Raw genomic sequence first — 23,227 nt, 5'->3', positions numbered from 1 at the left:
TTCTCCCTAAATTATCGCAGACCCGCCTGGATCAGCGCCTGCGCGGTTTTCGCCTGACCGGCTTCGGTCAGCGGCGTCATCGGCAAGCGCAGCGTGTCATCGGCGATTAATCCTAGCTGTTTCGCGGCCCATTTCACCGGGATAGGATTCGGTTCACAGAAAAGCGTCTGGTGCAGGTGCATCAGACGCTGATTCAGGCGACGCGCTTCGGCAAATTTGCCCTCTTGTGCCAGCGCACAGAGTTCAACCATTTCACGTGCTGCAATGTTAGCCGTGACCGAAATAACGCCTTTGCCGCCCAGTTGCATGGAGTCCAGCGCTGTCGCGTCATCACCGCTGACAATAATGAACTCATCTCCAACCAGCTGTTGGATCTGCGAAATACGCGATAAGTTCCCGGTGGCCTCTTTGATTCCGATAATATTTTTGATTTCAGCCAGACGGGCAACGGTTTCCGGCAGCATGTCACAGCCGGTACGTGACGGGACGTTATACAGCATCTGTGGCAGATCGGTGCTTTCGGCGATCGCTTTGAAGTGCTGGTACAGACCTTCCTGCGTCGGACGGTTGTAGTACGGGGTCACGGTGAGGCAGCCGACTACGCCGGTGCCAGTGAAGCGTTTTGTCAGAGAGATCCCTTCGGCGGTGGCATTCGCGCCGGTCCCGGCAATCACGGGAATGCGGCCATCGGCCAGCTCCAGGGTTTGCATCACCACATCGCCATGCTCTTCATGGCTGAGGGTCGCGGATTCGCCGGTGGTGCCAACAGAAACAATCGCCGCCGTACCGCTGGCGACATGATAATCAATCAGTTTTTTCAGACTTGCGCGGCAGACATCACCTTTTTCATTCAAAGGCGTAATGAGCGCAACAATACTTCCGGTGAACATGGGCTATCCCCTCGACAAACAAGTGCCTCATGTTACGTTTTCCGCCGAAAGAAAAGCAAGCGAGCCACGCCATTACCGCGCTTGTCAGCAGTTTTTTTTATGTTTACCTTATGGTTATTAGCGAACGTACAGGAAACGCCATTTTGCCGCAGTCACAGCCGCACCATCTGGTGATCACCGCTCTGGGCGTTGATCGTCCGGGTATCGTCAATACTATTACCCGCCACGTCAGCAGCTGCGGTTGCAACATTGAAGACAGCCGCCTGGCGATGCTGGGCGACGAGTTTACCTTTATTATGCTGCTCTCCGGCAGCTGGAACGCCATTACCCTGATTGAATCGACCCTGCCGATGAAGGGTGCCGAGCTGGAGCTGCTGATCGTGATGAAGCGCACTAACGCGCGCGTGACGCCGCCGATGCCCGCTACCGTCTGGGTACAGGTAGAAGTGCCGGACTCACCGCATATCATCGAACGCTTCACCGATCTGTTCGATAAACATCAGATGAACATCGCCGAGCTGGTGTCGCGCATTACGCCCGCCCAGGACGACGAGCCGCCGGTGCTCTATATTCAGATGACCGCGCACAGCCCGGCGAATCATGCCAGCGCACCGTTTGAGCAGGCTTTCCATCGGCTGTGCGAAGAACTGCATGCACAAGGTTCAATTCGCCTCTATAGTGTCACCGACGACGCGCACAGCGCCGTCTGAATCAGGCTCCGGGTTATTCCGCCACACACTCTGCCGCGCTGGTATACCGTGTAGTGAAATAACCCTGAGGTAAACTCCACCTGGCGCTTTTGCCGCTGATGGTGTATTACCCACAGCATGAAGAAAAAAATGGAGAGTTGTGATGAATCCACTGAAAGCCGGTGACACCGCACCGAAATTTAGCTTGCCCGATCAGGATGGCGAACAAGTAAATTTGGCCGACTTCCAGGGACAGCGCGTTCTGGTCTATTTCTACCCGAAAGCCATGACGCCGGGCTGCACCACGCAGGCCTGTGGTCTGCGCGATAACATGGATGATTTAAAGAAGGCGGGCGTGGAAGTGCTGGGCATCAGCACCGACAAGCCGGAAAAACTGTCTCGCTTTGTCGAGAAAGAATTGCTCAACTTCACCCTGCTGTCGGATGAAGATCATCAGGTTTGCGAGCAGTTTGGCGTCTGGGGTGAGAAAACCTTTATGGGGAAAACCTACGACGGCATTCACCGCATTAGCTTCCTGATTGGCGGCGATGGCAAAGTGGAGAAGGTGTTCGACGATTTTAAAACCTCGAACCACCACGATATCGTGCTCGATTACCTGAAATCAGCCTGATTACCAACGGGTGCCAGCCAGGCACCCGTTTTTTTATCCTGCTGTGACGCTGCCCGGTTAATAGCGCGAAACCGTGCTGGCCAGCGCCTCCTGCCCGGCGATCACCACGCAGTTACGTCCGGCGTTTTTCGCCTGATACAGCGCATCATCGGCCTGCTTCAGAATCTGCTCCTGACTGCCGTGCGTCGGCTGCCAGCTGGCGATACCAATCGAAATCGTGATCTGCCCGACCGGATCAATCCAGCCGCCGGCAATGCTGGTGCGCACACGCTCCGCAATCACCCGCGCTTCATCAGGGGCGGTGGCGGGTAGCAGCATCAGAAACTCCTCGCCGCCGTTCCGGCACACCACGTCGGTCTGACGCGCGCTCTGGCGCAGCGTGCGCGCCACCTGTTTGATCACCTCGTCGCCAACATCATGCCCGAAGTTATCATTCACCCGTTTGAAGTGGTCAATATCCAGCGCCAGCACGGCAAACGGCTGCTGCATGGTATCAAAATAGTCGAGCACCGCGCTCAGGCCGCGGCGATTGAGCAGGCTGGTCATGGGATCGCTCTGCACCTCTGACTTAAGCCGGCCGATTTTATCCTGCACCAGACCAATGCCGGTGAGCAGCGCGCGCTTCACCTGCGCCGCTTCAAAGTACCAGGCGCGGATCACGCCAATTTCCCCGGAAACGCCCTGGGTATCCATCTGGCTGGCTTTACGCGCCAGCTGCCACAGCGGCAAGGCGATCAGCCGGGCCAGAATCACCGCCACCAGCAGTGTCAGCAGCGCAAACGGCACCGAATTCTTCAGCACCTGGAGCAGCAGCCCGGAGAGCGGTGCCAGCGTGACGTTTGTCGGCTTGAGCGCCACCACCATCCAGCCGGTGGTGGGCACCACCGCGTAGCCCGCCAGCTTCGCCGTACCCTCTTCCGTCAGCTGAACTTCGCCATTGCTGTGCTCCTGGCGCTGACGATCGCTGACGATGCCCGGCACGTTTTTGCCAATCAGCTGGTTGTTCTGGTGATACAGCACGCGGTTTTCGCGATCCAGCACGTAAACATGGGTGCCGTCACGATAGTACTGCTCGCCGAGCAGCACGTTAAGAATGCTTTTTTTCTTCAGATAAATAGTGCCGCCGACGTAGCCAAGATAGCGCCCATCGGTGCTCCATACCGGCCAGGAAACAAACACCAGCAGGTTATTGGTGGCAGAAATGGTGGGCCGGCTGACCATCGGCTGGCGCTGCGCCAGCGCTTCGCGCGAAGACTGGCTGGTGAGCTGCATGCCTTTCAGCATCAGCGATTCCGGCGAAATGGCTTTAATCACGCCGTTGCTGTCGACAATCGCCACCGAGTTAAAGCTGCTGGTCTGTTCGCGCAGTCGGTTCACTTCCTGCTGCAGCAGTTCGGGATTGTCGAAATCTTTACCCAGCTGATTGGCGCTGTAGTGCAGCTGCGACTGCGCCAGCTGGAAAAACACTTCGGTGGTGGCCGCCAGTTTGGTGGCGTAAGCGCGATTGGCTTCAAGGGTGCTTTCGATCAGCACCATGCGCTGTACGCGCCAGGTGGCGTACAGCGTATTAGCCAGTGTGATGACGATACTGGTGATCGCCAGCAGCGCAATCAGCGTGCGCAGATCAGTTTTTGGCCGGATGCGCGTTAACATGGCGCAACCGCCCTGGAGAGTAGCTTCATAAGTTAGCGTGCCTGACTATCTTGTTATAATTGGAGGTGTTTACCCTGGTGAGGTAACAGACAATTGTACACCTCTGAGCCAAATTGACTACGACGCAGACCCTCAGGAACGCTTTTTTATTGTGCTATTACTGGTGCTAATCAATTAAACCCTGCGCATCGTAAAACGGCCACGGTCCTGGATAATCGCCGATCGCGCACAGATGCGTAGTCATCCCCTGCTGCGGCTGCCAGCGATGCAGCAGAAAACCGGGCGGTTCCAGCACAAAGTTCGCCGGACCGTGGTCACGCAAATCCAGTGCCACCTGATGCGACACACCGGGCGCCACGCAGGCCAGCGTGCCGGCAAAACGCGCCTGCACCGAGCGGTGCAGGTGGCCGCTCAGAACCCGTTCCACCTGGGGATGCTGACCAATAATGGCAGCCAGCGCCGCCGGATTGCGCAGCGGCTGCCGATCCATATGGCCAATGCCGCTCAGGAACGGCGGATGATGCAGCAGCACCAGCGTCGGCAAATCAGGCTCACGCGCCAGCTGCTCTGCCAGCCATTGCAGCTGTGCGTCATCGACGTAGCCCCACGGCTGATGCGGTACACTGGAGTCGAGCGCCAGCAGCTGCAGATGATTCACACGCATCTGCCAGTTGAGCGTTTCGCCGTGCTGCAGGTAGTGATGCTCCGGAAACGCGGCGCGCAGCTGCTGGCGATCGTCGTGATTGCCCGGCATCAGCAGGAACGGCAGCTGCAGATGGCGCAGCGCCTCGCGCAGCGTCTGGTACTCTTCCGCAGTGCCAAAATCCACCAGGTCGCCGGTAATCACCACCTTATCCGGTCGCGGCACCAGCTGATTCAGCGTGTCGATCACCCGCAGCAGCGCAGCGTGCGTATCCACTTTTTTATAGGAGAGACGGCCATGGGCCTTGATGTGTAAATCGCTGATTTGCGCAATCAGCGTTATTGCGTCAGTCACAACAGCTCCTTATCAGGCAGAAAAGTGCAGCGCGGCATCCTGCGCCAGCGTCCAGCTTACCGGCTGGCCGGCGTGCCAGGCTTCGCGCGCGTGGCGATCAACCTGGATCGGCGCCGCCAGCCCGATATCAATACTCAGCCGCTGCGCAGCGCCGAGAAAGGTGGTGCCGAGGATAAAACCAGGGCGTGCGTAGCGCTGGTCCGCCGCCAGCAGCACATCCTCCGGGCGGCAGAAATGCTGCGGATTGCCACGCGCATCGACCCCGATACAGTTAATCGCGCCGACAAAATCCGCCACAAACTGTGACGCCGGGCGCTGGTAAATATTTTGCGGCGTATCGATCTGCACCAGACGTCCCTGCTCCATCACCGCAATGCGATCGCCCAGCGCCATCGCTTCCTGCTGATCGTGCGTGACGTACACGGCAGTGATCGCCAGCTGTTTCAGCAGCGCGCCAATCTCCAGCCGCAGCCGGTCGCGCAGGCGCGCATCCAGCGCCGCCAGCGGCTCATCAAACAGCAGCACCTTCGGACGCGCCGCCAGCGCACGCGCCAGCGCTACGCGCTGCTTTTGACCGCCCGACAGCTTGTCGATGCTGCGCTGCGCCAGCGCGCTGAGATCCACCAGGGCCAGCATCTCCTGCACGCGCGCGTCGCGTTCGGCGCGCGCCACGCCCTGCACTTTCAGGCCGTAAGCGACGTTCTGCGCCACGTTGAGATGGGGAAACAGCGCGTAGTTCTGGAACACCATGCCCACGTTGCGTTTCTCAATCGGCAGCGCTGTCACGTTACGATCGTCGAACCACACTTCGCCGCCGTCGTCACAGCGCTCCAGGCCACTGATGATGCGCAGCGTGGTGGTTTTGCCACAGCCGGACGGACCGAGCAGCACCAGGGTTTCGCCAGGCTGCACCGTCAGATCGAGCGGCTGCAGCGCCAGCTGGTGATTAAAGTGCCGCGCACAGTGGCGCAGCGTAACGGTTACGGCCGCAGGGTTCATGCCGCCTCCTTATTAGCACGCGTGAGCGTACGGTTGAGCCAGTGATTGACCGCGTTGAGCATCAGCAGCAGCGGCAGAATCAGCAGAATAAAGATCAGCGTGTAGGCCGATCCCACTTCCAGTCGCATTGAGGCATAGCTGTCTGCCAGCCCCACCGGCAGCGTTTTTGTCAGCGGCGTATGCAGCATCCAGGTGATGTTGAACTCACCCACCGACAGGGTGATCACCATAAACGCCCCGGCGAGAATGCCGTTGCGACAGTTGGGCACCACCACGGTAAAAAAGCGTTGCCACAGGCTGGCACCGAGACTGGCCGCTGCCTCTTCCAGCCGCGGCATCTCCACCGCCTGCATTACCGCCAGCACCGGGCGCAGCATAAACGGCAAGGTAAACAGCACGTGACCGATGAGAATGAACAGCCAGCTATCGCGCAGGCCGGAGAACTGGCCGTACAGCAGGATGATGCCCAGCGCGGTGGCGAGGCCCGGCAGCGCGACCGGCAGCATCAGGCACTCTTCGATGCGCGCCGCCCAGCGCCGCGGCGCTTTTAACAATCCCCACGCTGCCGGCACGCCGATCAGCAGCGTGATTAGCAGGCAGGCCAGCGCAATCAGCAGCGACAGCCAGAAGGTGTCGGCGTAAAGCTGCCACACCTGGGTCACCCACTTCAGCGTCAGGCCGCTGCGCAGGCCGGTAAAGTAGTTGTTGGTCACGCCGGCCAGCATCGACAGCACCACCGGCACGATCATGAACAGCGCGGTGAGCACGGTGACCAGCAGTTGCAGGTTGAACAGGCCGCGACGTCTCATGTCACCTCCTGGTGAGCCAGTCGGCGCGCCAGAATCAGTGCCAGCCAGGCGACGCCGCCCATCACCACCGACAGTGCGGCGGCGGTGGCGAAATTGGCGTAGTTGGTGAATTCGCCATAAATGGTCAGCGGCAGCACCGCCAGATCGGTGCCCAGGGTAAACGCGGTACCGAAGGCACCCATGCTGGTGGCAAAACAGAGCGCGCCGGTGGAGAGCAGCGCCGGCTGCAGCCCCGGCACAATCACATCCCAGGTGATGCGCCACTGACTGGCGCCCAGCGAACGCGCCGCCTCTTCGAGAGAGCGGTCGAGTTTTTCACTCGCCGCCACCAGCGTGATGATGGCGCGCGGCAGTGAAAAATAGAGATAGCCAATAAACAGGCCGGTTAACGAATAGGCCAGCATCCAGCGCTCGTGGAACAGCGCCAGGCTGATTTGCGCCAGCAGTCCCTGACGGCCCGCCAGCATCACCACCAGAAATCCCACCACCACGCCCGGAAAGGCCAGCGGAAACGTCAGCAGCGCCAGCAGCGTGCTGCGTCCGCTGAAGCGCTGGCGTGCCAGAAAGCAGCCGACTGTCGCGGCGATGGCCAGCGTCACCAGCGTGACGGCGAGCGACAGCAGCACGGTATTCAGCAGGCTGAGCAGATAGTGTGGCTGCGTCAGTACCGTCCAGTAGCCGCTGTGCCGGGTGCTGCGATCGTCCTGCATCGCCATCTGCAGCAGCCGGACAAACGGCAGCAGCCAGAAGGCGCAGAAGAACAGCAGCGCCGGCAGCGTCAGCCATAGCCAGCGGCTGCCGGCCAGGCGCGGTCTCCGGCGGCACGAAGCCGCCAGGCTGTCGGTCATCGCCATCAGCGAATCTCACTCAGATAGCGCGCCGAGAAGGCTTTCTGCGCTGCCGCCATCTGCTGATAGTCAACGGTGTGCGCACGCGCATAGTCGCTGTCCGGCAGGAAATATTTCTTCGCTTCTGCGCTCATGGCGCCGGTGCGCACCGGGCGCAGGAACGCGCTGGCCCAGATGGCCTGCCCCTTGTCAGACAGCACATAGTCGATCACTTTTTTGCCGTTCGCCGCGTGCGGTGCATTCTTCACCATGCTAATGACGTACGGCACCGTTACCGTGCCCTCTTGCGGAATAACAAAGGCAACGTTGGCGTGATCTTTATAGCGGGCGCGGTAAGCATTGAAGTCATAGTCGAGCAGAATCGGGATCTCGCCGGAAATCAGGCGCGCATACGCGGTCTGCTTAGGCACGATAGGCTGATTCGTCTGCAGCTTTTTGAACCAGTTCAGCGCCGGCGTGAAGTCCTGCATGTTGCCGCCCTTCGCCTGGTTGACCGCCACCGCCGCCACGTAACCGACAAAGGCGCTGGCCGGATCGAGATAACCAATCATGCCTTTGTATTCCGGCTTCAGCAGGTCGTCCCAGGATTGCGGCACCGGCGCGCCGCCCAGCGCATCGACGTTGACCATAAAGCCCATGGTGCCCGAGTGCAGCGCCACCCATTTGCCGTTGCTGTCTTTCATGCCGGCAGGAATGTCATCCCAGTGCGCCGGTTTGTAACTGGCGACCACGCCGGCGCTGTCGGCCTGAATGCCGAAGCTGACGCCGTAATAGACCACGTCGGCCACCGGATTGCCCTGCTCCGCCACCAGCTGCGCCAGCGCCTGGCCGGAGTTTTTGTTGTCCTGCGGCACCTGAATACCGGTGTCTCTGGCAATCGCTTTGAGCTGAGTGCCCCAGTCGGCCCACTCGGGCGGACAGTTGTAACAGATGGCGGTTTCCGCCGCCTGCGTCAGGCTGGTAAACAACGCGCTGGCGCTGAGCGCGATGGCGCCGGCGTAAATTTTTACTTTTTTATGCAGCATCATGAGGTTCCCTGGTGGTGGCAATAAACGCGGGGGCAGCAACACTCTCACCGCTCCGCAACTGATGTGGCAGCACGCGGGTGCCGCGGCTGACGTTATGCAACAACATATCGATGGCGCAGGCGCCGAGCCGTTCGGCGGGCTGCGCTACGCTGGCCAGCGACGGGGCCATTTGTGCCCCCATCGCAATCCCGTCAAAGCCCATCACCGCGAGCTGCTGTGGCACAGGCACGCCCGCGCGCGCCGCCGCGCCAATCAGGCTGATGGCCAGCAGGTCGTTAGTGCAGATTACGGCGCTGAGCGGGGTGGCACCGCCGAGCATCGGGGCCAGCAGCGTAAAGTCGGATTGGGTGTGGCTGGCCATCTCAATCACCGGCAGCGCCGTCAGGCCCGCGTGCTGCATGGCATCGCAATAGCCCTGATAGCGCAGGCGCGCACGGTCTGACTGCAGCATCGGTCCGGCGACCATGGCAATGCGGCGATGACCAAGCGCCAGCAGCTGTGCGGTGGCTTCGCGCATCGCCTGGCGGTTATCCACGCACACCGCCGGCCAGTGGCTGTGCTGCGGCACGTTATGCGCCAGCACAAATGGCAGGCCAGCCGCCTGCAGCGTGCTGAGCACCGCGCTGTTATCCGCATCGGCCACCGTCAGGACCAGGCCCGCCACGCGCTGGCGCAGCATATGTTCAACGATGGCAGCTTCGCGCTCGGGCTGGTAATCGCTGGTGGCCACCAGCAGGCCATAGCCGGCGTCGCGCGCCTGGCGCTCCATCGCCTGTAACTGGCAGGAGAAGATCGGGTTAAGCAGCGAGGGCAGCAGCACGCCGAAGGTGGTGGAGTGCTGCGTGCGCAGCTGGCGCGCGATGTGGTTAGGACGAAAGCCGAGCTGCTCCGACGCCGCCAGCACTCTCTCCAGCGTGTCGCGCCGCAGCAGATGGGGATCGGAAAAGGCGCGCGCGGCCGTGGCGCGTGAAACGCCTGCCAGCTTTGCCACCGTGAGTAAATCGGACATGTTCGCCTCGTAAAGTGCCGATGAGATCGATCTCATTGGCGCCTAAACTAACGGCGAACTGTGACAGTGACATCGCGAAGGGATGACGAAAAGATGACAGCAGCCTGCACTGCTGTCGGCAGGATTACAGCATCAGGAAGGCGTACCCTTCGTTTTGCAGCGACGCGACGGTGGTGCCGCTGGAGAGCGTATGCGTGACGCGGGTATCAATCCAGTCGCGCTCCAGCTGATGGAAGGCCACCGACTGGTCGCAAATGGTCACTTTCACCCCGGCTTTCTTCAGCTCATCAATCAGCTTCAGGTTAGGGTTATCGCTGCCGTACGCTTTACGGAATTGATCGTTATTGAGCGCGGCCGGCACCGCATCGCTGTTGATCGACACCACAAAGTTGAGCTGATTCAGCGGCACGCCGGCCGCGTAATAGAGGTTGGTGACGCGTGCCACGCGCTCAAGGCCGAGGTTTGGCTGATGGATATCCCCTTCGCTGCGGTTGATCTGAAACACAATCTTATTGCTCAGCCCGGGCGTGTTGGCCGGGTTGTAATCCGGCGTGTTAACAAAGTGAATTTTACCGTAACCGGCAATCGCCGGCGTGCTCCAGAAATCCGCCGGTTCGGTTTTCTGGTCAGCGAATTTGCCGCTGACTTTATCCACCAGTTCCGGCAGCTGCAGCACATTTCCGCCGACAAAGCCCGCCAGCGCGGCGATAACAATATAGGATGCTGGACGCATGACACTTCTCCTTAACCAAAGACGCGATTACATCTGTAAAAAGGCATAGCCCTGATTTTCCAGCGTCGACACCGTGGTCGGGCTGGATAATGCATGAATCACCGACCGGTCGATCCAGTCGCGCGGATAGTGATGGAACGCCACCGACTGATCGCACACCGAGACTTTGACGCCCAGCTTGTTCAGCGCGCCAATCAGCGCGAGGTTGGGGTTATCGACGCCGTAAAACTGCTTAAAATGCGCGTTATCCAGCGTGGCGGGCGTGGCATCGCCGGTCATCGACACCACAAACTGCAGCTGTTCGGCCGGTACGCCAGCGGCGATGTACAGATTGACCACACGCGCCACGCGCTCCAGCCCGAGGTTAGGTCGTTTGATATCGCCTTCATTGCGGGTCAGCTGGAACACCACTTTGTTGCTCAGCCCCACCGCCGGCTTAAACGCGGCGTCGGCTTCATAATGAATTTTGCCGTAGCCCGCGACCGCCGGCGTGCTCCAGAACCCGTCCGGATCGGCAGGTTCGGCGGAAAAATGGCCCGCGATGCGCTGATACAGGTCATCGCTTTTGATTACGGCGGCACCGACCATCCCACCCACGATGGCAATCAGGGCGTAGGAAACAACAGAACGCATAGAAACTCTCCGGCATGTACTGCGCGTTAATTCACAGTCCGTTTGAAAAAGTGCTTTATCTATACCACAGCGCGCGGCGGGCAAAACGCCTGTACTGGCGGGCTGTCCGGCGTTTGGCTGCCAGCAGAAATCATTGCGCCAGCTGATTGAATAAGGCTGTTGATTGAGCGGTGCGGGCGAGTTGAAAAATAGCTGGCCGGAAATACCGGCAGTCACCAGGCAGAGGGATGTATGGCAGATGACAGCGCCTCATCGTGCGGGTTAATACTGTCATCGCGCGCCGCCAGTTGACTAGTGAGCAAAACCTGACCATTCATTTCTGGGCTGGTGATGCACGGACAGAGCAGCACGATAAAAATCACTGATGGATAAAGCGGGCCAACCGTAGGTTTTCGGGCGTGTTTTTCAGAGTAAACCTGGAAAAAACCATGCCAGATTCAATTATTTTGAGCAACTTTACGTAACTTTAATTTCATCAGGGCGCTGCGCCTTTTTCTTTTGCCTTTTCGCTATTCAATTTTTTGCTACAAATTTCGCGTCAGTCAGCCATTCTTTGCCATCACGTCAATGTGACGGCGGCATTTGCTTGTATCCTCACTGTGGTTAAGATAGAGCCGCGGCAGAAAAGGAAACGCCGCCACAGAACATTGGCATGACTTTCCTGTCCAATGGCAGGAGACTTTTACAGGATCAAGGCATGTTTAACCGGTTGAAAAAATCAGTGCTGGCGGCCCTTATTCCTGCGCTGCTGCTCACGCCTGCGGTCGGTGTCCGCGCCGATTTGAGCGACAATTTGCCCGACATGGGCACCACGGCAGGCTCCACGCTCTCCATTAATCAGGAGCTGCAGATTGGCGACTTCTACGTGCGCCAGCTGCGCGCCAGCGCGCCACTGATCAACGATCCGCTGCTTAATCAGTACATCAATGAACTCGGCCAGCGGCTGGTGGCACACGCCCATTCAGTGCGCACGCCGTTTCACTTTTTCCTGATTCAGAATGACGAGCTCAACGCTTTCGCCTTCTTTGGCGGCAATGTGGTGCTGCACTCGTCGCTGTTCCGCTATACCGATAACGAAAGCCAGCTGGCGTCGGTGATGGCGCACGAAATTTCGCACGTGACGCAGCGCCATCTGGCGCGCGCCATGGAAGAGCAAAAGCGCAGCGCCCCGCTCACCTGGGTCGGCGCGCTGGGTTCGATCCTGCTGGCGCTGGCCAGCCCGCAGGCCGGGATGGCGGCACTGACCGGTACGCTGGCCGGTACGCAGCAGGGTATAATCAGCTTTACCCAGGGCAACGAGCAGGAAGCAGATCGCATCGGCATTCAGGTGCTGCAGCGCGCCGGTTTCGATCCGCAGGCGATGCCCGCGTTTCTGCAAAAGCTGGCCGATCAAAGCCGCTTCTCGTCAAAACCACCGGAAATACTGCTGACGCACCCGCTGCCCGATAGCCGCCTGGCCGACGCGCGTAACCGCGCCAACCAGATGCGCCCGGTGGTGGTGCAGTCGTCGCAGGATTTCTATATGGCGAAGGTGCGCGCGCTGGGTATGTACGCCACCGGTCGCAATCAGCTGACTGACGATTTGCTGAATGAGTACGCCAAAGGCAACACGCGGGAACAGCAGGCGGCGCAGTACGGCAAAGCGGTGCAGTTCCTGCAGGCGAAAGATTTTGCCAACGCGAAAAAGATCATCGCGCCGCTGCTGGCGAAGCAGCCGGATAACCTGTGGTTCCTTGATATCATGACCGATATCGACATCGGTCTGAACCAGCCGCAGCAGGCCATCAGCATGCTGAACGCCGCCCGCGGCAGCCAGACCAGTCCGGTGCTGCAGCTTAACCTGGCGAACGCCTACGTCGAGGCGAAGCAGCCGGCTAACGCCAGCCGCATCCTTAACCGCTACACCTTTGCGCACCCTGACGATCTCAACGCATGGGATTTACTGGCACAGGCCTCAGCCGCGCAGGGGCTGCGCGATGAGGAGCTTTCGGCACGGGCTGAAAGTCTGGCGCTGAACGGCCAGCTCGATCAGGCCATCACCACCCTGAGCAGCGCCAGTGCCCAGGTGCCGCTCGGCAGCCTGAAGCAGGCGCGTTACGATGCGCGCATCGACCAGTTCCGCGAGTTACAGCGGCGTTTTAAGCAGTATGCAAAAGGGTAAATAGCCGGTTACGCGGGTGGATGGCCGGCAGGATTTAGGTGCGCATCAATGCGCACCCTACGGCCGTCAGATAAACCATTTCATCGATTTGCAGGGTGCATATTGATGCGCATTAGCCGTTTTTTGTAGGGTGCGCATTCATGCGCACCAGCAGTTATTCGCAGGGTGCGCATTGATGCGCACCAGCAGTTATTCGTAGGGTGCGCATTCATGCGCACCTGGCAACAATGGATTACCCAGGATAAAAAACATGGTCCGTATTTATCACAATCCGCGCTGCAGCAAGAGCCGCGAAACCCTCGCGCTACTGCAGCAACAGGGCATTGAACCGCAGGTGGTGCTGTATCTCGACACGCCGCCGGACATCGATACGCTAAAAACGCTGCTGCAACAGCTGGGCATGCACAGCGCACGCGAGCTGATGCGCCGTGGCGAGGAAATCTATGAAACGCTGGGGTTGGCCAGTAACGATCTCAGCGAACAACAGCTGTTACAGGCGATGGTGGAGCATCCAAAACTGATCGAGCGGCCGATTGTGATTCAGGGCGACCGCGCACGCATTGGTCGTCCGCCGGAAGCGGTGCTGGAGATTCTCTAAAGCCCCAGCGCCTCTTTCACGAAGGGAATGGTCAGCTTGCGCTGTGCGCTGATCGAGGCGCGATCGAGACGATCAAGCGTGTCAAACAGCGTGCGCATTTCGCGGTCGAGGCGTTTCAGCAGGAAACGCCCAACGTCTTCCGGCAGCTCAAAGCCGCGCAGGCCGGCACGCAGCTGCATCGCCTGCAGTTTGTCCTCGTCGGACAGCGGCTGTAAGCGGTAAATTTGTCCCCAGTCGAGACGTGACGCCAGATCCGGCAGGCCCAGATTGAGCTGACGCGGGGGGCGATCGCCGGTGATCAGCAGGCGGGTTTTGCCGGTTTCCAGAATGCGGTTGTAGAGATCAAAGATCGCCATCTCCCACTCGGCTTCGCCGGCGATGCAGTCAATATTATCAATGCACACCAGCGCCAGATTCTCCATGCCTTCCAGCACTTCCGGCACGAACCAGGTGCGCTTATCGAGCGGCACGTAACCCACCGCTTCGCCGCGCGCGGACATTTCGGCGCAGGCTGCGTGCAGCAAATGGCTGCGGCCACCGCCTTCGCGCGACCAGAAGTAGAGATAGCTGCCGTGCTGTTGCGCCAGCGCGCCCTGCAGCGCCGCCAGCAGTGACGGATTTTCCCCCGGCCAGAAACTGGCGAAGGTTTCATCATCGGGTAGATAGAGTGGCAGTGAAAGCTGTGCCGGCGTGTTCAGAAGTACCTCAACGGATGAGCGGGCAGAAAACCGGGCAAGTTTATCACGATCCTCCGCAGAGATGAACCGGGCTTCCCTGCCCGCAGGATCCTTTAAAGCTCGCGTTTTTCTTCCGCGTCCAGCACCACTTCTTCCGGACGTAACAGACTGATTACGCGGAAAATCAGCGCCAGGCCAACGCCAACGATGGTGGCCAGCGCCATGCCCTTCAGCTCGGCGGCGCCCACGTGCACCTTCGCGCCGCTGACGCCAATGATCAGGATCACCGAGGTGAGGATCAAATTCTGTGCTTTGTTGTAGTCGACTTTGGATTCAATCAGCACGCGAATACCGGAAGCGCCGATCACGCCATACAGCAGCAGTGACACCCCGCCCATCACCGGCACCGGGATCGCCTGAATCGCGGCTGCCAGTTTACCGACGCAGGAGAGCAGAATAGCGAAGATTGCCGCACCGCCGATCACCCAGGTGCTGTAAACGCGGGTGATCGCCATGACGCCAATGTTTTCGCCGTAGGTGGTATTCGGCGTGGAACCAAAGAAGCCGGAGATCATGGTCGACAGGCCGTTGGCAAACATCGAGCGATGCAGGCCCGGATCGCGAATCAGATCCTTCTTCACGATGTTGGCGGTGACCACCAAATGGCCCACGTGCTCGGCAATCACCACCAGCGCTGCGGGCAGGATGGTCAGCATCGCGGCCCACTCAAAGCGCGGCGTGTAGAAGGTCGGCAGCGCAAACCACGGCGCGTTTTCCACCGCGCTCCAGTCAACGATACCCATTGCCGACGACAGCGCGTAGCCAACCAGCACGCCAATCAGGATCGGGATAATGGCGAAGAAGCCACGGAACAGCACTGAGCCAAACACCGTCACCGCCAGCGTCACCAGCGAAATAATGATGGTTTTACTGTCCGCTGTGGTGCCGTCAGCGGGCAGCAGCCCGGCCATATTCGCCGCCACGCCAGCCAGTTCGAGACCGATAACCGCCACGATGGCACCCATCGCCGCCGGTGGAAACATGACATCGAGCCAGCCGGTGCCGGCCTTCTTCACAATCAGCGCCACAATGCAGAACAGCGCGCCGCACAGGATAAAGCCGCCGAGCGCCACTTCATATCCGAGCGGCAGCAGCAGCAACACCGGCGAGATAAAGGCAAAGCTGGAGCCAAGATAGGCCGGGATTTTGCCTTTACAGATAAACAGATACAGCAGCGTGCCGACGCCGTTGAACAGCAGCACGGTGGCCGGGTTGATGTGGAACAGAATCGGCACCAGCACGGTAGCGCCGAACATGGCGAACAGGTGCTGCAGGCTGAGCGGAATGGTTTGAAGAAGCGGTGGGCGTTCGCTAACGCCAATGGCTCTGCGAGTCATCATTTATCCCCTTCCCTTCGTTCTTTGGCTTATAGCGGCGTTGGCTGCGCTCGCTCACCCGAATCACTTACTTATGTAAGCTCATCGGGATGAACTCGCTTGCCGCCTTGCTCTAAGCCAAATTACTCGGGATTATTTGTTGGTATTTTTGCCAAAAAAAAGCCGACTCTCTGGCCGGCTGGTTTAGTTATTTGGTTCCGAAAATCTTGTCGCCGGCATCGCCGAGGCCCGGGATAATGTACCCCTTCTCGTTCAGGCCCTGATCGATTGACGCGGTGTACAGCTCAACGTCCGGATGCGCTTTCTCCAGCGCGGCAATGCCTTCCGGCGCGGCCACCAGCACCAGCACTTTAATGCTGTTGCAGCCGGCTTTCTTCAGCAGATCGATGGTAGCGATCATCGAGCCGCCGGTTGCCAGCATCGGGTCAACCACCAGCGCCATACGCTCTTCGATGTTTGACACCAGCTTCTGGAAGTAAGGCACCGGCTCCAGCGTCTCTTCGTCACGGTAAACGCCCACCACGCTGATGCGCGCGCTCGGTACGTGTTCCAGCACACCTTCCATCATGCCAAGGCCAGCGCGCAGAATCGGGACGACGGTAATTTTTTTGCCTTTGATTTGATCGACGTCGACCGGACCGTTCCAGCCTTCAATGGTCACGCGCTCGGTTTCGAGATCGGCGGTGGCTTCATAGGTCAGTAAGCTGCCCACTTCCGAGGCCAGCTCGCGGAAGCGCTTGGTGCTGATATCATGCTCACGCATCAGGCCCAGTTTATGTTTGACCAGCGGGTGTCTGACTTCCACGATCTTCATGATTATTCTCCCGGAATTGAGTTGAGCTAAAAAAAATCGCCGGATTATACCGCCTTTTTACCGCCGCGCCACCGGTGATTGGTCAGGTAACGTGCACAAATCGCCTGAGAATAAGGATTAGCGAAAAATCAGCACGCTGCAAAGGTGCCCTGAGATGGGACTCGCAAACGTTTGCCTGCGCTGGTAGAATTGCCGCGCTAAATTTTTGCCACCAACCGCAATCGCGTGGGGATTCCGCAGTGACCGACAAAACCTCTCTCAGCTACAAAGACGCCGGTGTTGATATTGATGCTGGTAACGATCTGGTTGACCGTATTAAAGGCGTAGTAAAGAAAACCCGCCGCCCGGAAGTGATGGGTGGACTGGGTGGCTTTGGCGCGCTGTGTGCGCTGCCGCAGAAATACCGCGAGCCGGTGCTGGTCTCCGGAACTGATGGCGTCGGCACCAAGCTGCGTCTGGCGATGGATCTCAAACGCCACGACAGCATCGGCATCGATCTGGTCGCGATGTGCGTGAATGATCTGGTGGTACAGGGCGCTGAGCCGCTGTTCTTCCTCGACTATTACGCCACCGGCAAGCTGGATGTGGATACCGCCTCCGCGGTGATCACCGGTATCGCCGAAGGCTGTCTGCAGTCGGGCTGTGCGCTGGTCGGCGGTGAAACCGCTGAAATGCCGGGCATGTATCACGGCGAAGATTACGACGTGGCCGGTTTCTGCGTCGGCGTGGTGGAAAAGTCCGAGATCATCGACGGCAGCAAAGTGCAGGATGGCGACGTGCTGATCGCGCTGGGCTCCAGCGGTCCGCACTCTAACGGCTACTCGCTGGTGCGTAAAATTCTTGAAGTCAGCCAGACCGATCCCACCACTAAACAGCTGGAAGGCAAACCGCTGGCCGATCACCTGCTGGCGCCGACCCGCATCTACGTGAAAAATATCCTTAGCCTGATTGAGCAGGTGGACGTGCATGCCATTGCTCACCTGACCGGCGGCGGCTTCTGGGAAAACATTCCGCGCGTACTGCCGGATAACACCCAGGCGGTGATTGACGAGAAAAGCTGGCAGTGGCCGGCGGTATTCAGCTGGCTGCAGCAGGCCGGTAACGTCAGCCGTCACGAGATGTACCGCACCTTTAACTGCGGCGTGGGCATGGTGATTGCGCTGAGCCCGGCCGATGCCGACAAAGCGGTACAGCTGATGACCGCGGCTGGCGAGCAGGCGTGGAAAATTGGCGTGATTAAGGCGTCAGATGCCGAAGAGCGTGTGGTTATTAACCCATGAAGAAACTGGTTGTACTGATCTCCGGCAACGGCAGCAATCTTCAGTCCATCCTCGACGCCTGCGAGAGCGGGCGTATCAACGGCAGCGTGGCTGCCGTTTTCAGTAATAAAGCCTCGGCCTATGGTCTGACGCGTGCGCAGCAGGCCAGCGTGCCTGCTCACGCGCTGTCCGCGCAGGATTTCCCCGATCGCGACGCCTTTGACCGCCAGCTGATGCAGCAGATCGACGCTTATGCGCCGGATCTGGTGGTGCTGGCCGGTTATATGCGCATTCTGAGCCCGGCGTTTGTCGCGCACTATCACGATCGTCTGCTGAATATTCATCCGTCGCTGCTGCCGAAATATCCCGGTTTGCATACGCATCGCCAGGCGCTGGCGAACGGTGACGCGGAACACGGTACGTCGGTGCATTTTGTGACTGACGAGCTGGACGGTGGACCGATCATTCTGCAGGCGCGTGTGCCGGTATTTGCTGACGATGACGAAGCTGAGATCAGCGCCCGCGTGCAGCATCAGGAGCACGCGATTTATCCGCTGGTGATCAGCTGGTTTGTCGAAGGACGCTTGCAGATGCGCGCGGGCAAAGCGTGGTTAGATGGCGAACCGCTGCCGCCGGAAGGTTATGCGCACGATTGATTGACCTTTACGCCGTGCGCTTGCAGGAATTGCGCAATAAATTGCGCCGCTACGGGGCTGTGCCGGGTTTTATTACTGCATGATTTCTTTGCACATTTCGTAGCGGCGCGATTCTTCGCGCTAACCTAACAATACTTACCCAAACCGGCCGGTAATATAATCCTCGGTGCGCCGCGCCTGCGGTGCGGTGAAAATCCGGTCGGTTTCATCAAACTCCACCAGCTGCCCGTTATGCATAAACGCGGTGTAATCGGATACGCGCGCTGCCTGCTGCATGTTGTGCGTCACCAGCACCAGCGTGAAATGCTGCTTCAGCGTGGTCATCAACTCTTCAATCACCAGCGTCGAGATCGGATCCAGCGCCGAGGTGGGTTCATCCAGCAGCAGCACTTCCGGCTCGATGGCGATGGCGCGCGCAATCACCAGACGCTGCTGCTGACCGCTCGACAGCGTCAGCGCATTCTGCCCCAGCTGATCTTTCACTTCGCCCCACAGCGCCGCCGCCCGCAGCGCGCGCTCGCAGGCCTCATTCAGCACGCGACGATCGCGCACGCCCTGCAGACGCAGACCGTAAACCACATTCTCATAGATCGACTTGGGGAACGGATTGGGGCGCTGGAACACCATGCCGATGCGCCGCCGCAGCGCCGGCAGATCCTGGTTCGCCTGCATCACCGCGTGGCTATCGAGCAGAATCTCACCTTCGATGCGGCAGCCATCAATGACGTCGTTCATGCGATTGAAGCAGCGCAGCAGCGTCGATTTACCGCAGCCGGAAGGCCCAATCAGCGCCGTGATGCGATGCTTCGGGATCTGCAAATCAATGTTATTCAGCGCCTGGCGTTCGCCGTACCATAGCGACAGCTGATTAACGGTGAGCGCAATAGCGTAATCGGGCGTCATGTGTAAACCTTTTTAGTGCGTCATTAACCGGTAGCGCTCGCGCAGCCGATGGCGCAGCACCATCGCCAGCAGGTTAAGCGACAAAATGATCGCCACCAGCAGCAGTGCCGTGGCGTACACCAGCGGTCGATCGGCGTCGATGTTCGGGCTCTGGAAGGCCAGATCGTAAATCTGAAAACCGAGATGCATAAATTTACGGTCAAGATGCAGGTAAGGAAACACCGCATCGACCGGCAGCTCTGGCACCATTTTGACTACGCCCACCAGCATCAGCGGTGCGGTTTCGCCGGCGGCGCGCGCCACCGCCAGAATCAGGCCGGTGAGCATCGCCGGTACCGCCAGCGGCAGCACCACGCGCCACAGGGTTTCCGCCTGGGTTGCGCCCAGCGCCAGCGAGCCCTGACGCAGATTGTCCGGAATACGCGACAGCCCCTCTTCGGTGGCGACGATCACTACAGGCAGCGTCAGCAGCGCCAGCGTCAGCGCCGCCCACAGCAGGCCGGGCGTGCCGAAGGTAGGATTGGGCAGCGAGCGGGAGAAGAACAGCTGATCGAGGGTGCCGCCAATCAGCCAGACAAAAAAGCCGAGGCCAAACACGCCATACACAATCGACGGCACGCCAGCCAGATTCACCACCGCAATGCGCACCAGCCGGGTGAGCGCGTTGCGCCCGGCGTATTCGTGCAGCCAGACGGCGGCCACCACGCCCAGCGGCATGACAATCACTGACATCAGCAGCACCATCAAAACAGTGCCGAAAATCGCCGGCAGCGCGCCATTTTCACTGCCGCCCGAGGTGGGCGAGTCACTGACAAACTGCCAGATCTGACTGAGGAAATGCCCGGTTTTTTGCCCGAGGCTCAGGCTGTTTGGATACCAGGCGGCCACCACCTGCGCCAGCGGAATCAGATGATCGTCGCCCTGCACGTCGCGCAGCACCAGCGTATCGCGCTGGCTTTCATGCTGCAGATGCGCCAGCTGCTGCGCCAGCGCGCCGAAGCGTTTATGCAGCGCCGCGCTGTTGGCATCCAGTTCTGACTGATCCTGCAGGCTGAAGTGACCACCGCGCCGCTGCTCGTCAGCCTGCTGTTGCAGACTCTCCAGCTGCGCGTTAAGGCGCGCCATTTCAATACGCCGGATGTTGCTCGCCTGGCGCAGCTGCTCATGCACCTGCTTCAGCCGCTGCTGCAGCAGTGCATCGCGGTCGCGCGCGGTCAGCACCTCGTTGTCTTCACGCAGCTCCACCAGCCAGCCATAGGCATTGCCGCCACTGCGTCGCTGTAGCACCAGCACTTCTGCCGGGCGTCGGGTTTGCGCTTCGCCCTGACTGACGATGACGCGGAAATCCGGCGCGGCAAAATCGCGGTTGCCGGTTTTCACTACGTAGCGCCAGCGATCGCCCTGCTGCTGGCGATCCAGCGTTTCACCCAGCACCATCAGCGGTGCCCCCTGCGGCGGCTGGAACTGATACTGATCGACCGGCTGCGGCCAGAACGCCCTGACGCCCTGCCAGCCCAGCAGGCCGATTAATAAGGTAAATGCCAGCAGGCAGACGGCGACCGCACCGGCAGTCAGCCAGCGCCAGCGATCGTTTTGACGCAGCGCGCTCATGCCTGCCCCTCATGCTGACTGTAGCGCTGGCGCAGCCGCTGACGAATCAGTTCCGCCACGGTGTTGATCGCCAGCGTGAATATCAGCAGCAGCAACGCACTGAGAAACAGGATGCGATAATGGGCGCTGCCCGCCGCGGCTTCCGGCATTTCAATGGCGATATTGGCTGACAGCGCGCGCAGCCCGGCAAACAGTCCGCCTTCGCTCACCGGCGTGTTGCCGGTGGCCATCAGCACAATCATGGTTTCGCCCACCGCACGACCAAAGCCGATCATCAGCGCGGCAAAAATGCCTGCCGACGCGCCCGGCAGCACCACGCGCGTCAGGGTTTGCCACGGTGTCGCGCCCAGCGCCAGCGAGCCCTGCCCCAGCGCCACCGGCACGCTAAACAACGCATCTTCCGCCAGGGTAAAGATCAGCGGCACCAGCGCGAAGCCCATCGCCAGCGCCGCCACCAGCAGGTTACGCTGCTCATAGTGCGCCAGCTGTTCGCCCATCTGCGTCCACCACAGTGTCGGCAGCCACAGCGTCAGTAACGTCACCAGTAACAGCAGCGGCATCAGCAGCAGCACTTCAAACCCGGGCCGCCGCCAGCGCGCCGGCAAACGCGGACTGAGCACGCCGCACACCAGCAGCGTGGCGGCCAGCACCAGCGGCAGCAGCATCACGCCAGGCAGCACGCGGCTGATGTGCGGCGCCAGCCACACGCCAGCGATCAGGCCAATCACCACGCTCGGCAGCGCGCCCATCATTTCAATGCCCGGCTTGACCCAGCGGCGCAGGCCCGGCGACATAAACCATGCGGTATACATCGCCGCCGCCAGCGCCAGCGGCGTAGCAAACAGCAGCGCCAGCGACGCCGCTTTCAGCGTGCCGATCACCAGCGGCATCAGGCTGAATTTGGCCTGATAGCTGTCGCCAGCGGCGGTGGACTGCCATACCCAGTCCGGCTGCGGATAGTTTTCATACCAGATTTTCTGCCACAGATTGCGCCAGCTGAAATCGGGCCACGGATTATCCAGCGCGAATTGCTGCCACTGTCCGGCACGTTCGACGATCAGGCTATCGCCGCGCGGAGACAACGCCAGCGCACTGATGCCCGCGGCCAGCTGGCGCGTGACAATCGGGCCCGCCTGCTTGCTGGCGAACAGGCGCACCACGCCCTGCGCGTCAAAGCTGGCAAAAACGCGCCGCTGGGCCTCAGGCACGATGCCGAGCGCACCCGCGCTGTGCGTGAAGGTGTGAATCTGCTGCAGCCGTGGCCCGTGGTCACCGGTGATGGCAAACCATTGCTGAATGCCACGCGCATCCTGAATCAGTAAGCTGCGCCCGCCCGCCAGCAGTTGCAGGCTGCGCGGTTGCTGAGTCAGCGTCTGGGTTTCCCGCAGCTGCGCGCCCTGCGGCGTAATCTGCCACACCCGCAACAGCCGTCCGGCACTGGTGTACAGCAGCGTGCCGTCCGGCGACAACCGCATCAGGTCGGCCTGCTCACCGGGCAATACAATCTGGTCGACGCGTTTCTGGCCGGCAAAGGTCAGCAGGCTGATACCGGCCGGCGTTTGCGCGGCGATGCGCCACTGGTGATCGCCCGGCACTGCCAGCGCCATCTGGCTGACCGCGCCCTGCGGCAGATGCAGCGGTCGATCGCCCAGCGGGAAATACCATTCACCGTGCTGGCCGTGGATGAGCGGTTGCATCAGCAACAGATCGCCCTGCATATTGAGCAATACGCTGCTGCCGTCACTGCTGGTCACCGCCGCCTGCGGCTGGCCGTTCAGCGCCAGCGCGTCGCCCGCTGGCTGGCCGTCGAGCGGAATAAAGCGCGCTTCGTTGCGGCTGATGCGCCAGCCGAGCTGGCCTTCGCTGCCCAGCGCCAGCGCCGGGGCTTTGTCCCACAACTGCTGACTGAGCGTCGGCTGCATGCCCGGCGCGCTGAACAGCGGCATCACCACCCAGATCAGCCAGAAGAACAGCAGCAGCATCAGCAGTAAAATTCCCACACCGCAGGCCGTGACGATGCGGCGCACGAACTGATCGATGGCGCGTCGACGACGGTCACTAAAGTGGACAGGAATACGATTTATGCTCATGCAGGCCAGAGTTACCCTTGAAGTTATGCCGCTATGTTGCCCGTAGCTGATTGATAAGACAACTGTTGAGGTTGGACAAGGCTGCCATACTCTCGCCATAATGGTGGAGGACACTGAGCGGAACCGCAATTTTGCGTTTATT

Annotated in this window: 22 protein-coding genes; 6 read left to right on the top strand and 16 right to left on the bottom strand. The window is 60.1% G+C overall.

Features of this window, described 5'->3' with window-relative positions; translation table 11 throughout:
• Positions 1 to 11 precede the first annotated feature (11 nt).
• On the bottom strand, positions 12 to 890 hold the full coding sequence (dapA, locus tag C1Y42_RS18515) for a 4-hydroxy-tetrahydrodipicolinate synthase (protein WP_021506604.1): 879 nt from the start codon (positions 888 to 890) through the stop codon (positions 12 to 14).
• A 143-nt stretch (positions 891 to 1,033) separates the two neighbouring features.
• On the opposite strand from dapA, the gene C1Y42_RS18510 reads away from it, so the two are divergent.
• On the top strand, positions 1,034 to 1,600 hold the full coding sequence (locus tag C1Y42_RS18510; RefSeq protein ID WP_081049393.1) for a glycine cleavage system transcriptional repressor: 567 nt from the start codon (positions 1,034 to 1,036) through the stop codon (positions 1,598 to 1,600).
• Positions 1,601 to 1,742: 142 nt separating this feature from the next.
• On the top strand, positions 1,743 to 2,210 hold the full coding sequence (bcp, locus tag C1Y42_RS18505) for a thioredoxin-dependent thiol peroxidase (RefSeq protein WP_021506602.1): 468 nt from the start codon (positions 1,743 to 1,745) through the stop codon (positions 2,208 to 2,210).
• Positions 2,211 to 2,267: 57 nt separating this feature from the next.
• On the opposite strand, the gene C1Y42_RS18500 is transcribed toward bcp, so the two are convergent.
• The 9 genes from C1Y42_RS18500 to C1Y42_RS18460 form a co-directional block, all read right to left on the bottom strand.
• The gene (locus C1Y42_RS18500; protein ID WP_021506601.1) at positions 2,268 to 3,863 is read right to left on the bottom strand and encodes a sensor domain-containing diguanylate cyclase; all 1,596 of its coding nucleotides are present in this window, start codon (positions 3,861 to 3,863) and stop codon (positions 2,268 to 2,270) included.
• A 166-nt stretch (positions 3,864 to 4,029) separates the two neighbouring features.
• Entirely contained in the window at positions 4,030 to 4,860 is an 831-nt protein-coding gene (locus C1Y42_RS18495; protein WP_104094099.1) for a phosphodiesterase, read from the bottom strand.
• A 12-nt stretch (positions 4,861 to 4,872) separates the two neighbouring features.
• Positions 4,873 to 5,859: an ABC transporter ATP-binding protein gene (locus tag C1Y42_RS18490; protein WP_104094098.1), complete on the bottom strand. Its 987-nt coding sequence runs from the start codon at positions 5,857 to 5,859 to the stop codon at positions 4,873 to 4,875.
• Positions 5,856 to 6,668, bottom strand: a complete 813-nt coding sequence (locus C1Y42_RS18485; RefSeq protein WP_104094097.1) for an ABC transporter permease — start codon at positions 6,666 to 6,668, stop codon at positions 5,856 to 5,858. Before C1Y42_RS18485 ends, C1Y42_RS18490 begins: the two co-directional genes overlap by 4 nt.
• Positions 6,665 to 7,522: an ABC transporter permease gene (locus C1Y42_RS18480; RefSeq protein WP_104094096.1), complete on the bottom strand. Its 858-nt coding sequence runs from the start codon at positions 7,520 to 7,522 to the stop codon at positions 6,665 to 6,667. The genes C1Y42_RS18485 and C1Y42_RS18480 overlap by 4 nt, the downstream gene beginning before the upstream one ends.
• The gene (locus C1Y42_RS18475) at positions 7,522 to 8,544 is read right to left on the bottom strand and encodes an ABC transporter substrate-binding protein (RefSeq protein WP_104094095.1); all 1,023 of its coding nucleotides are present in this window, start codon (positions 8,542 to 8,544) and stop codon (positions 7,522 to 7,524) included. The genes C1Y42_RS18480 and C1Y42_RS18475 overlap by 1 nt, the downstream gene beginning before the upstream one ends.
• A complete protein-coding gene (locus C1Y42_RS18470; protein WP_021506595.1) occupies positions 8,531 to 9,553 on the bottom strand; it encodes a substrate-binding domain-containing protein in 1,023 nt (340 codons plus the stop codon). Before C1Y42_RS18470 ends, C1Y42_RS18475 begins: the two co-directional genes overlap by 14 nt.
• A gap of 124 nt (positions 9,554 to 9,677) precedes the next feature.
• Positions 9,678 to 10,286 carry a DsrE family protein gene (locus C1Y42_RS18465; protein ID WP_021506594.1) on the bottom strand — a complete coding sequence of 203 codons (609 nt, stop codon included), beginning with the start codon at positions 10,284 to 10,286 and terminating at the stop codon, positions 9,678 to 9,680.
• Positions 10,287 to 10,313: 27 nt separating this feature from the next.
• On the bottom strand, positions 10,314 to 10,919 hold the full coding sequence (locus tag C1Y42_RS18460) for a DsrE family protein (protein WP_021506593.1): 606 nt from the start codon (positions 10,917 to 10,919) through the stop codon (positions 10,314 to 10,316).
• A gap of 697 nt (positions 10,920 to 11,616) precedes the next feature.
• On the opposite strand from C1Y42_RS18460, the gene C1Y42_RS18455 reads away from it, so the two are divergent.
• Both C1Y42_RS18455 and arsC read left to right on the top strand, forming a co-directional pair.
• Positions 11,617 to 13,080, top strand: a complete 1,464-nt coding sequence (locus C1Y42_RS18455; protein WP_021506592.1) for a M48 family metallopeptidase — start codon at positions 11,617 to 11,619, stop codon at positions 13,078 to 13,080.
• 250 nt (positions 13,081 to 13,330) lie between these two features.
• Positions 13,331 to 13,678, top strand: coding sequence for an arsenate reductase (glutaredoxin) (gene arsC, locus C1Y42_RS18450; RefSeq protein WP_199188999.1), 348 nt, complete (start codon positions 13,331 to 13,333; stop codon positions 13,676 to 13,678).
• Here arsC and hda read toward each other — a convergent pair.
• From hda to upp, 3 genes are all read right to left on the bottom strand, one after another.
• A complete protein-coding gene (gene hda / locus C1Y42_RS18445) occupies positions 13,675 to 14,376 on the bottom strand; it encodes a DnaA inactivator Hda (RefSeq protein WP_233210739.1) in 702 nt (233 codons plus the stop codon). The two genes, arsC and hda, sit on opposite strands and share 4 nt — an antisense overlap.
• 92 nt (positions 14,377 to 14,468) lie before the next feature.
• Positions 14,469 to 15,752, bottom strand: coding sequence for a uracil permease (gene uraA, locus C1Y42_RS18440; protein WP_031279414.1), 1,284 nt, complete (start codon positions 15,750 to 15,752; stop codon positions 14,469 to 14,471).
• A 187-nt stretch (positions 15,753 to 15,939) separates the two neighbouring features.
• A complete protein-coding gene (gene upp / locus C1Y42_RS18435) occupies positions 15,940 to 16,566 on the bottom strand; it encodes a uracil phosphoribosyltransferase (RefSeq protein ID WP_010617600.1) in 627 nt (208 codons plus the stop codon).
• Positions 16,567 to 16,805: 239 nt separating this feature from the next.
• On the opposite strand from upp, the gene purM reads away from it, so the two are divergent.
• Both purM and purN read left to right on the top strand, forming a co-directional pair.
• Positions 16,806 to 17,846 (top strand): phosphoribosylformylglycinamidine cyclo-ligase, encoded by a 1,041-nt coding sequence (gene purM / locus C1Y42_RS18425; RefSeq protein WP_104094092.1) that lies wholly within the window; start codon positions 16,806 to 16,808, stop codon positions 17,844 to 17,846.
• Positions 17,843 to 18,481, top strand: coding sequence for a phosphoribosylglycinamide formyltransferase (purN, locus tag C1Y42_RS18420; protein WP_104094091.1), 639 nt, complete (start codon positions 17,843 to 17,845; stop codon positions 18,479 to 18,481). Before purM ends, purN begins: the two co-directional genes overlap by 4 nt.
• A 135-nt stretch (positions 18,482 to 18,616) precedes the next feature.
• Here purN and pstB read toward each other — a convergent pair whose 3' ends face one another.
• The 3 genes from pstB to C1Y42_RS18405 are packed head-to-tail and all read right to left on the bottom strand — an operon-like array spanning position 18,617 to position 23,085.
• Positions 18,617 to 19,384: a phosphate ABC transporter ATP-binding protein PstB gene (gene pstB / locus C1Y42_RS18415; protein ID WP_021506586.1), complete on the bottom strand. Its 768-nt coding sequence runs from the start codon at positions 19,382 to 19,384 to the stop codon at positions 18,617 to 18,619.
• 12 nt (positions 19,385 to 19,396) lie between these two features.
• Positions 19,397 to 20,995, bottom strand: coding sequence for a phosphate ABC transporter permease PstA (pstA, locus tag C1Y42_RS18410; RefSeq protein WP_104094090.1), 1,599 nt, complete (start codon positions 20,993 to 20,995; stop codon positions 19,397 to 19,399).
• Positions 20,992 to 23,085, bottom strand: coding sequence for an ABC transporter permease subunit (locus C1Y42_RS18405; RefSeq protein ID WP_104094089.1), 2,094 nt, complete (start codon positions 23,083 to 23,085; stop codon positions 20,992 to 20,994). Before C1Y42_RS18405 ends, pstA begins: the two co-directional genes overlap by 4 nt.
• Positions 23,086 to 23,227: the final 142 nt, after the last annotated feature.

The organism is Pantoea sp. ICBG 985, assembly GCF_002928365.1.
GTDB lineage: Bacteria > Pseudomonadota > Gammaproteobacteria > Enterobacterales > Enterobacteriaceae > Pantoea > Pantoea dispersa.
Note: the sequence above shows the minus strand (reverse complement) of the source record. Positions and strands in the feature narration are given on the sequence as shown.

What these genes read in the sequence shown, in the direction of transcription:
- C1Y42_RS18455 (WP_021506592.1), top strand. Translation starts at nt 11,617, where the DNA reads ATGTTTAACCGGTTGAAAAAATCAGTGCTGGCGGCCCTTATTCCTGCG.
- C1Y42_RS18470 (WP_021506595.1), bottom strand. Translation starts at nt 9,553, where the DNA reads ATGTCCGATTTACTCACGGTGGCAAAGCTGGCAGGCGTTTCACGCGCC.
- uraA (WP_031279414.1), bottom strand. Translation starts at nt 15,752, where the DNA reads ATGACTCGCAGAGCCATTGGCGTTAGCGAACGCCCACCGCTTCTTCAA.
- arsC (WP_199188999.1), top strand. Translation starts at nt 13,331, where the DNA reads ATGGTCCGTATTTATCACAATCCGCGCTGCAGCAAGAGCCGCGAAACC.
- C1Y42_RS18480 (WP_104094096.1), bottom strand. Translation starts at nt 7,522, where the DNA reads ATGGCGATGACCGACAGCCTGGCGGCTTCGTGCCGCCGGAGACCGCGC.
- C1Y42_RS18460 (WP_021506593.1), bottom strand. Translation starts at nt 10,919, where the DNA reads ATGCGTTCTGTTGTTTCCTACGCCCTGATTGCCATCGTGGGTGGGATG.
- C1Y42_RS18485 (WP_104094097.1), bottom strand. Translation starts at nt 6,668, where the DNA reads ATGAGACGTCGCGGCCTGTTCAACCTGCAACTGCTGGTCACCGTGCTC.
- C1Y42_RS18405 (WP_104094089.1), bottom strand. Translation starts at nt 23,085, where the DNA reads ATGAGCATAAATCGTATTCCTGTCCACTTTAGTGACCGTCGTCGACGC.
- purN (WP_104094091.1), top strand. Translation starts at nt 17,843, where the DNA reads ATGAAGAAACTGGTTGTACTGATCTCCGGCAACGGCAGCAATCTTCAG.
- C1Y42_RS18465 (WP_021506594.1), bottom strand. Translation starts at nt 10,286, where the DNA reads ATGCGTCCAGCATCCTATATTGTTATCGCCGCGCTGGCGGGCTTTGTC.
- C1Y42_RS18500 (WP_021506601.1), bottom strand. Translation starts at nt 3,863, where the DNA reads ATGTTAACGCGCATCCGGCCAAAAACTGATCTGCGCACGCTGATTGCG.
- upp (WP_010617600.1), bottom strand. Translation starts at nt 16,566, where the DNA reads ATGAAGATCGTGGAAGTCAGACACCCGCTGGTCAAACATAAACTGGGC.
- C1Y42_RS18475 (WP_104094095.1), bottom strand. Translation starts at nt 8,544, where the DNA reads ATGATGCTGCATAAAAAAGTAAAAATTTACGCCGGCGCCATCGCGCTC.
- bcp (WP_021506602.1), top strand. Translation starts at nt 1,743, where the DNA reads ATGAATCCACTGAAAGCCGGTGACACCGCACCGAAATTTAGCTTGCCC.
- dapA (WP_021506604.1), bottom strand. Translation starts at nt 890, where the DNA reads ATGTTCACCGGAAGTATTGTTGCGCTCATTACGCCTTTGAATGAAAAA.
- C1Y42_RS18490 (WP_104094098.1), bottom strand. Translation starts at nt 5,859, where the DNA reads ATGAACCCTGCGGCCGTAACCGTTACGCTGCGCCACTGTGCGCGGCAC.
- pstA (WP_104094090.1), bottom strand. Translation starts at nt 20,995, where the DNA reads ATGAGCGCGCTGCGTCAAAACGATCGCTGGCGCTGGCTGACTGCCGGT.
- pstB (WP_021506586.1), bottom strand. Translation starts at nt 19,384, where the DNA reads ATGACGCCCGATTACGCTATTGCGCTCACCGTTAATCAGCTGTCGCTA.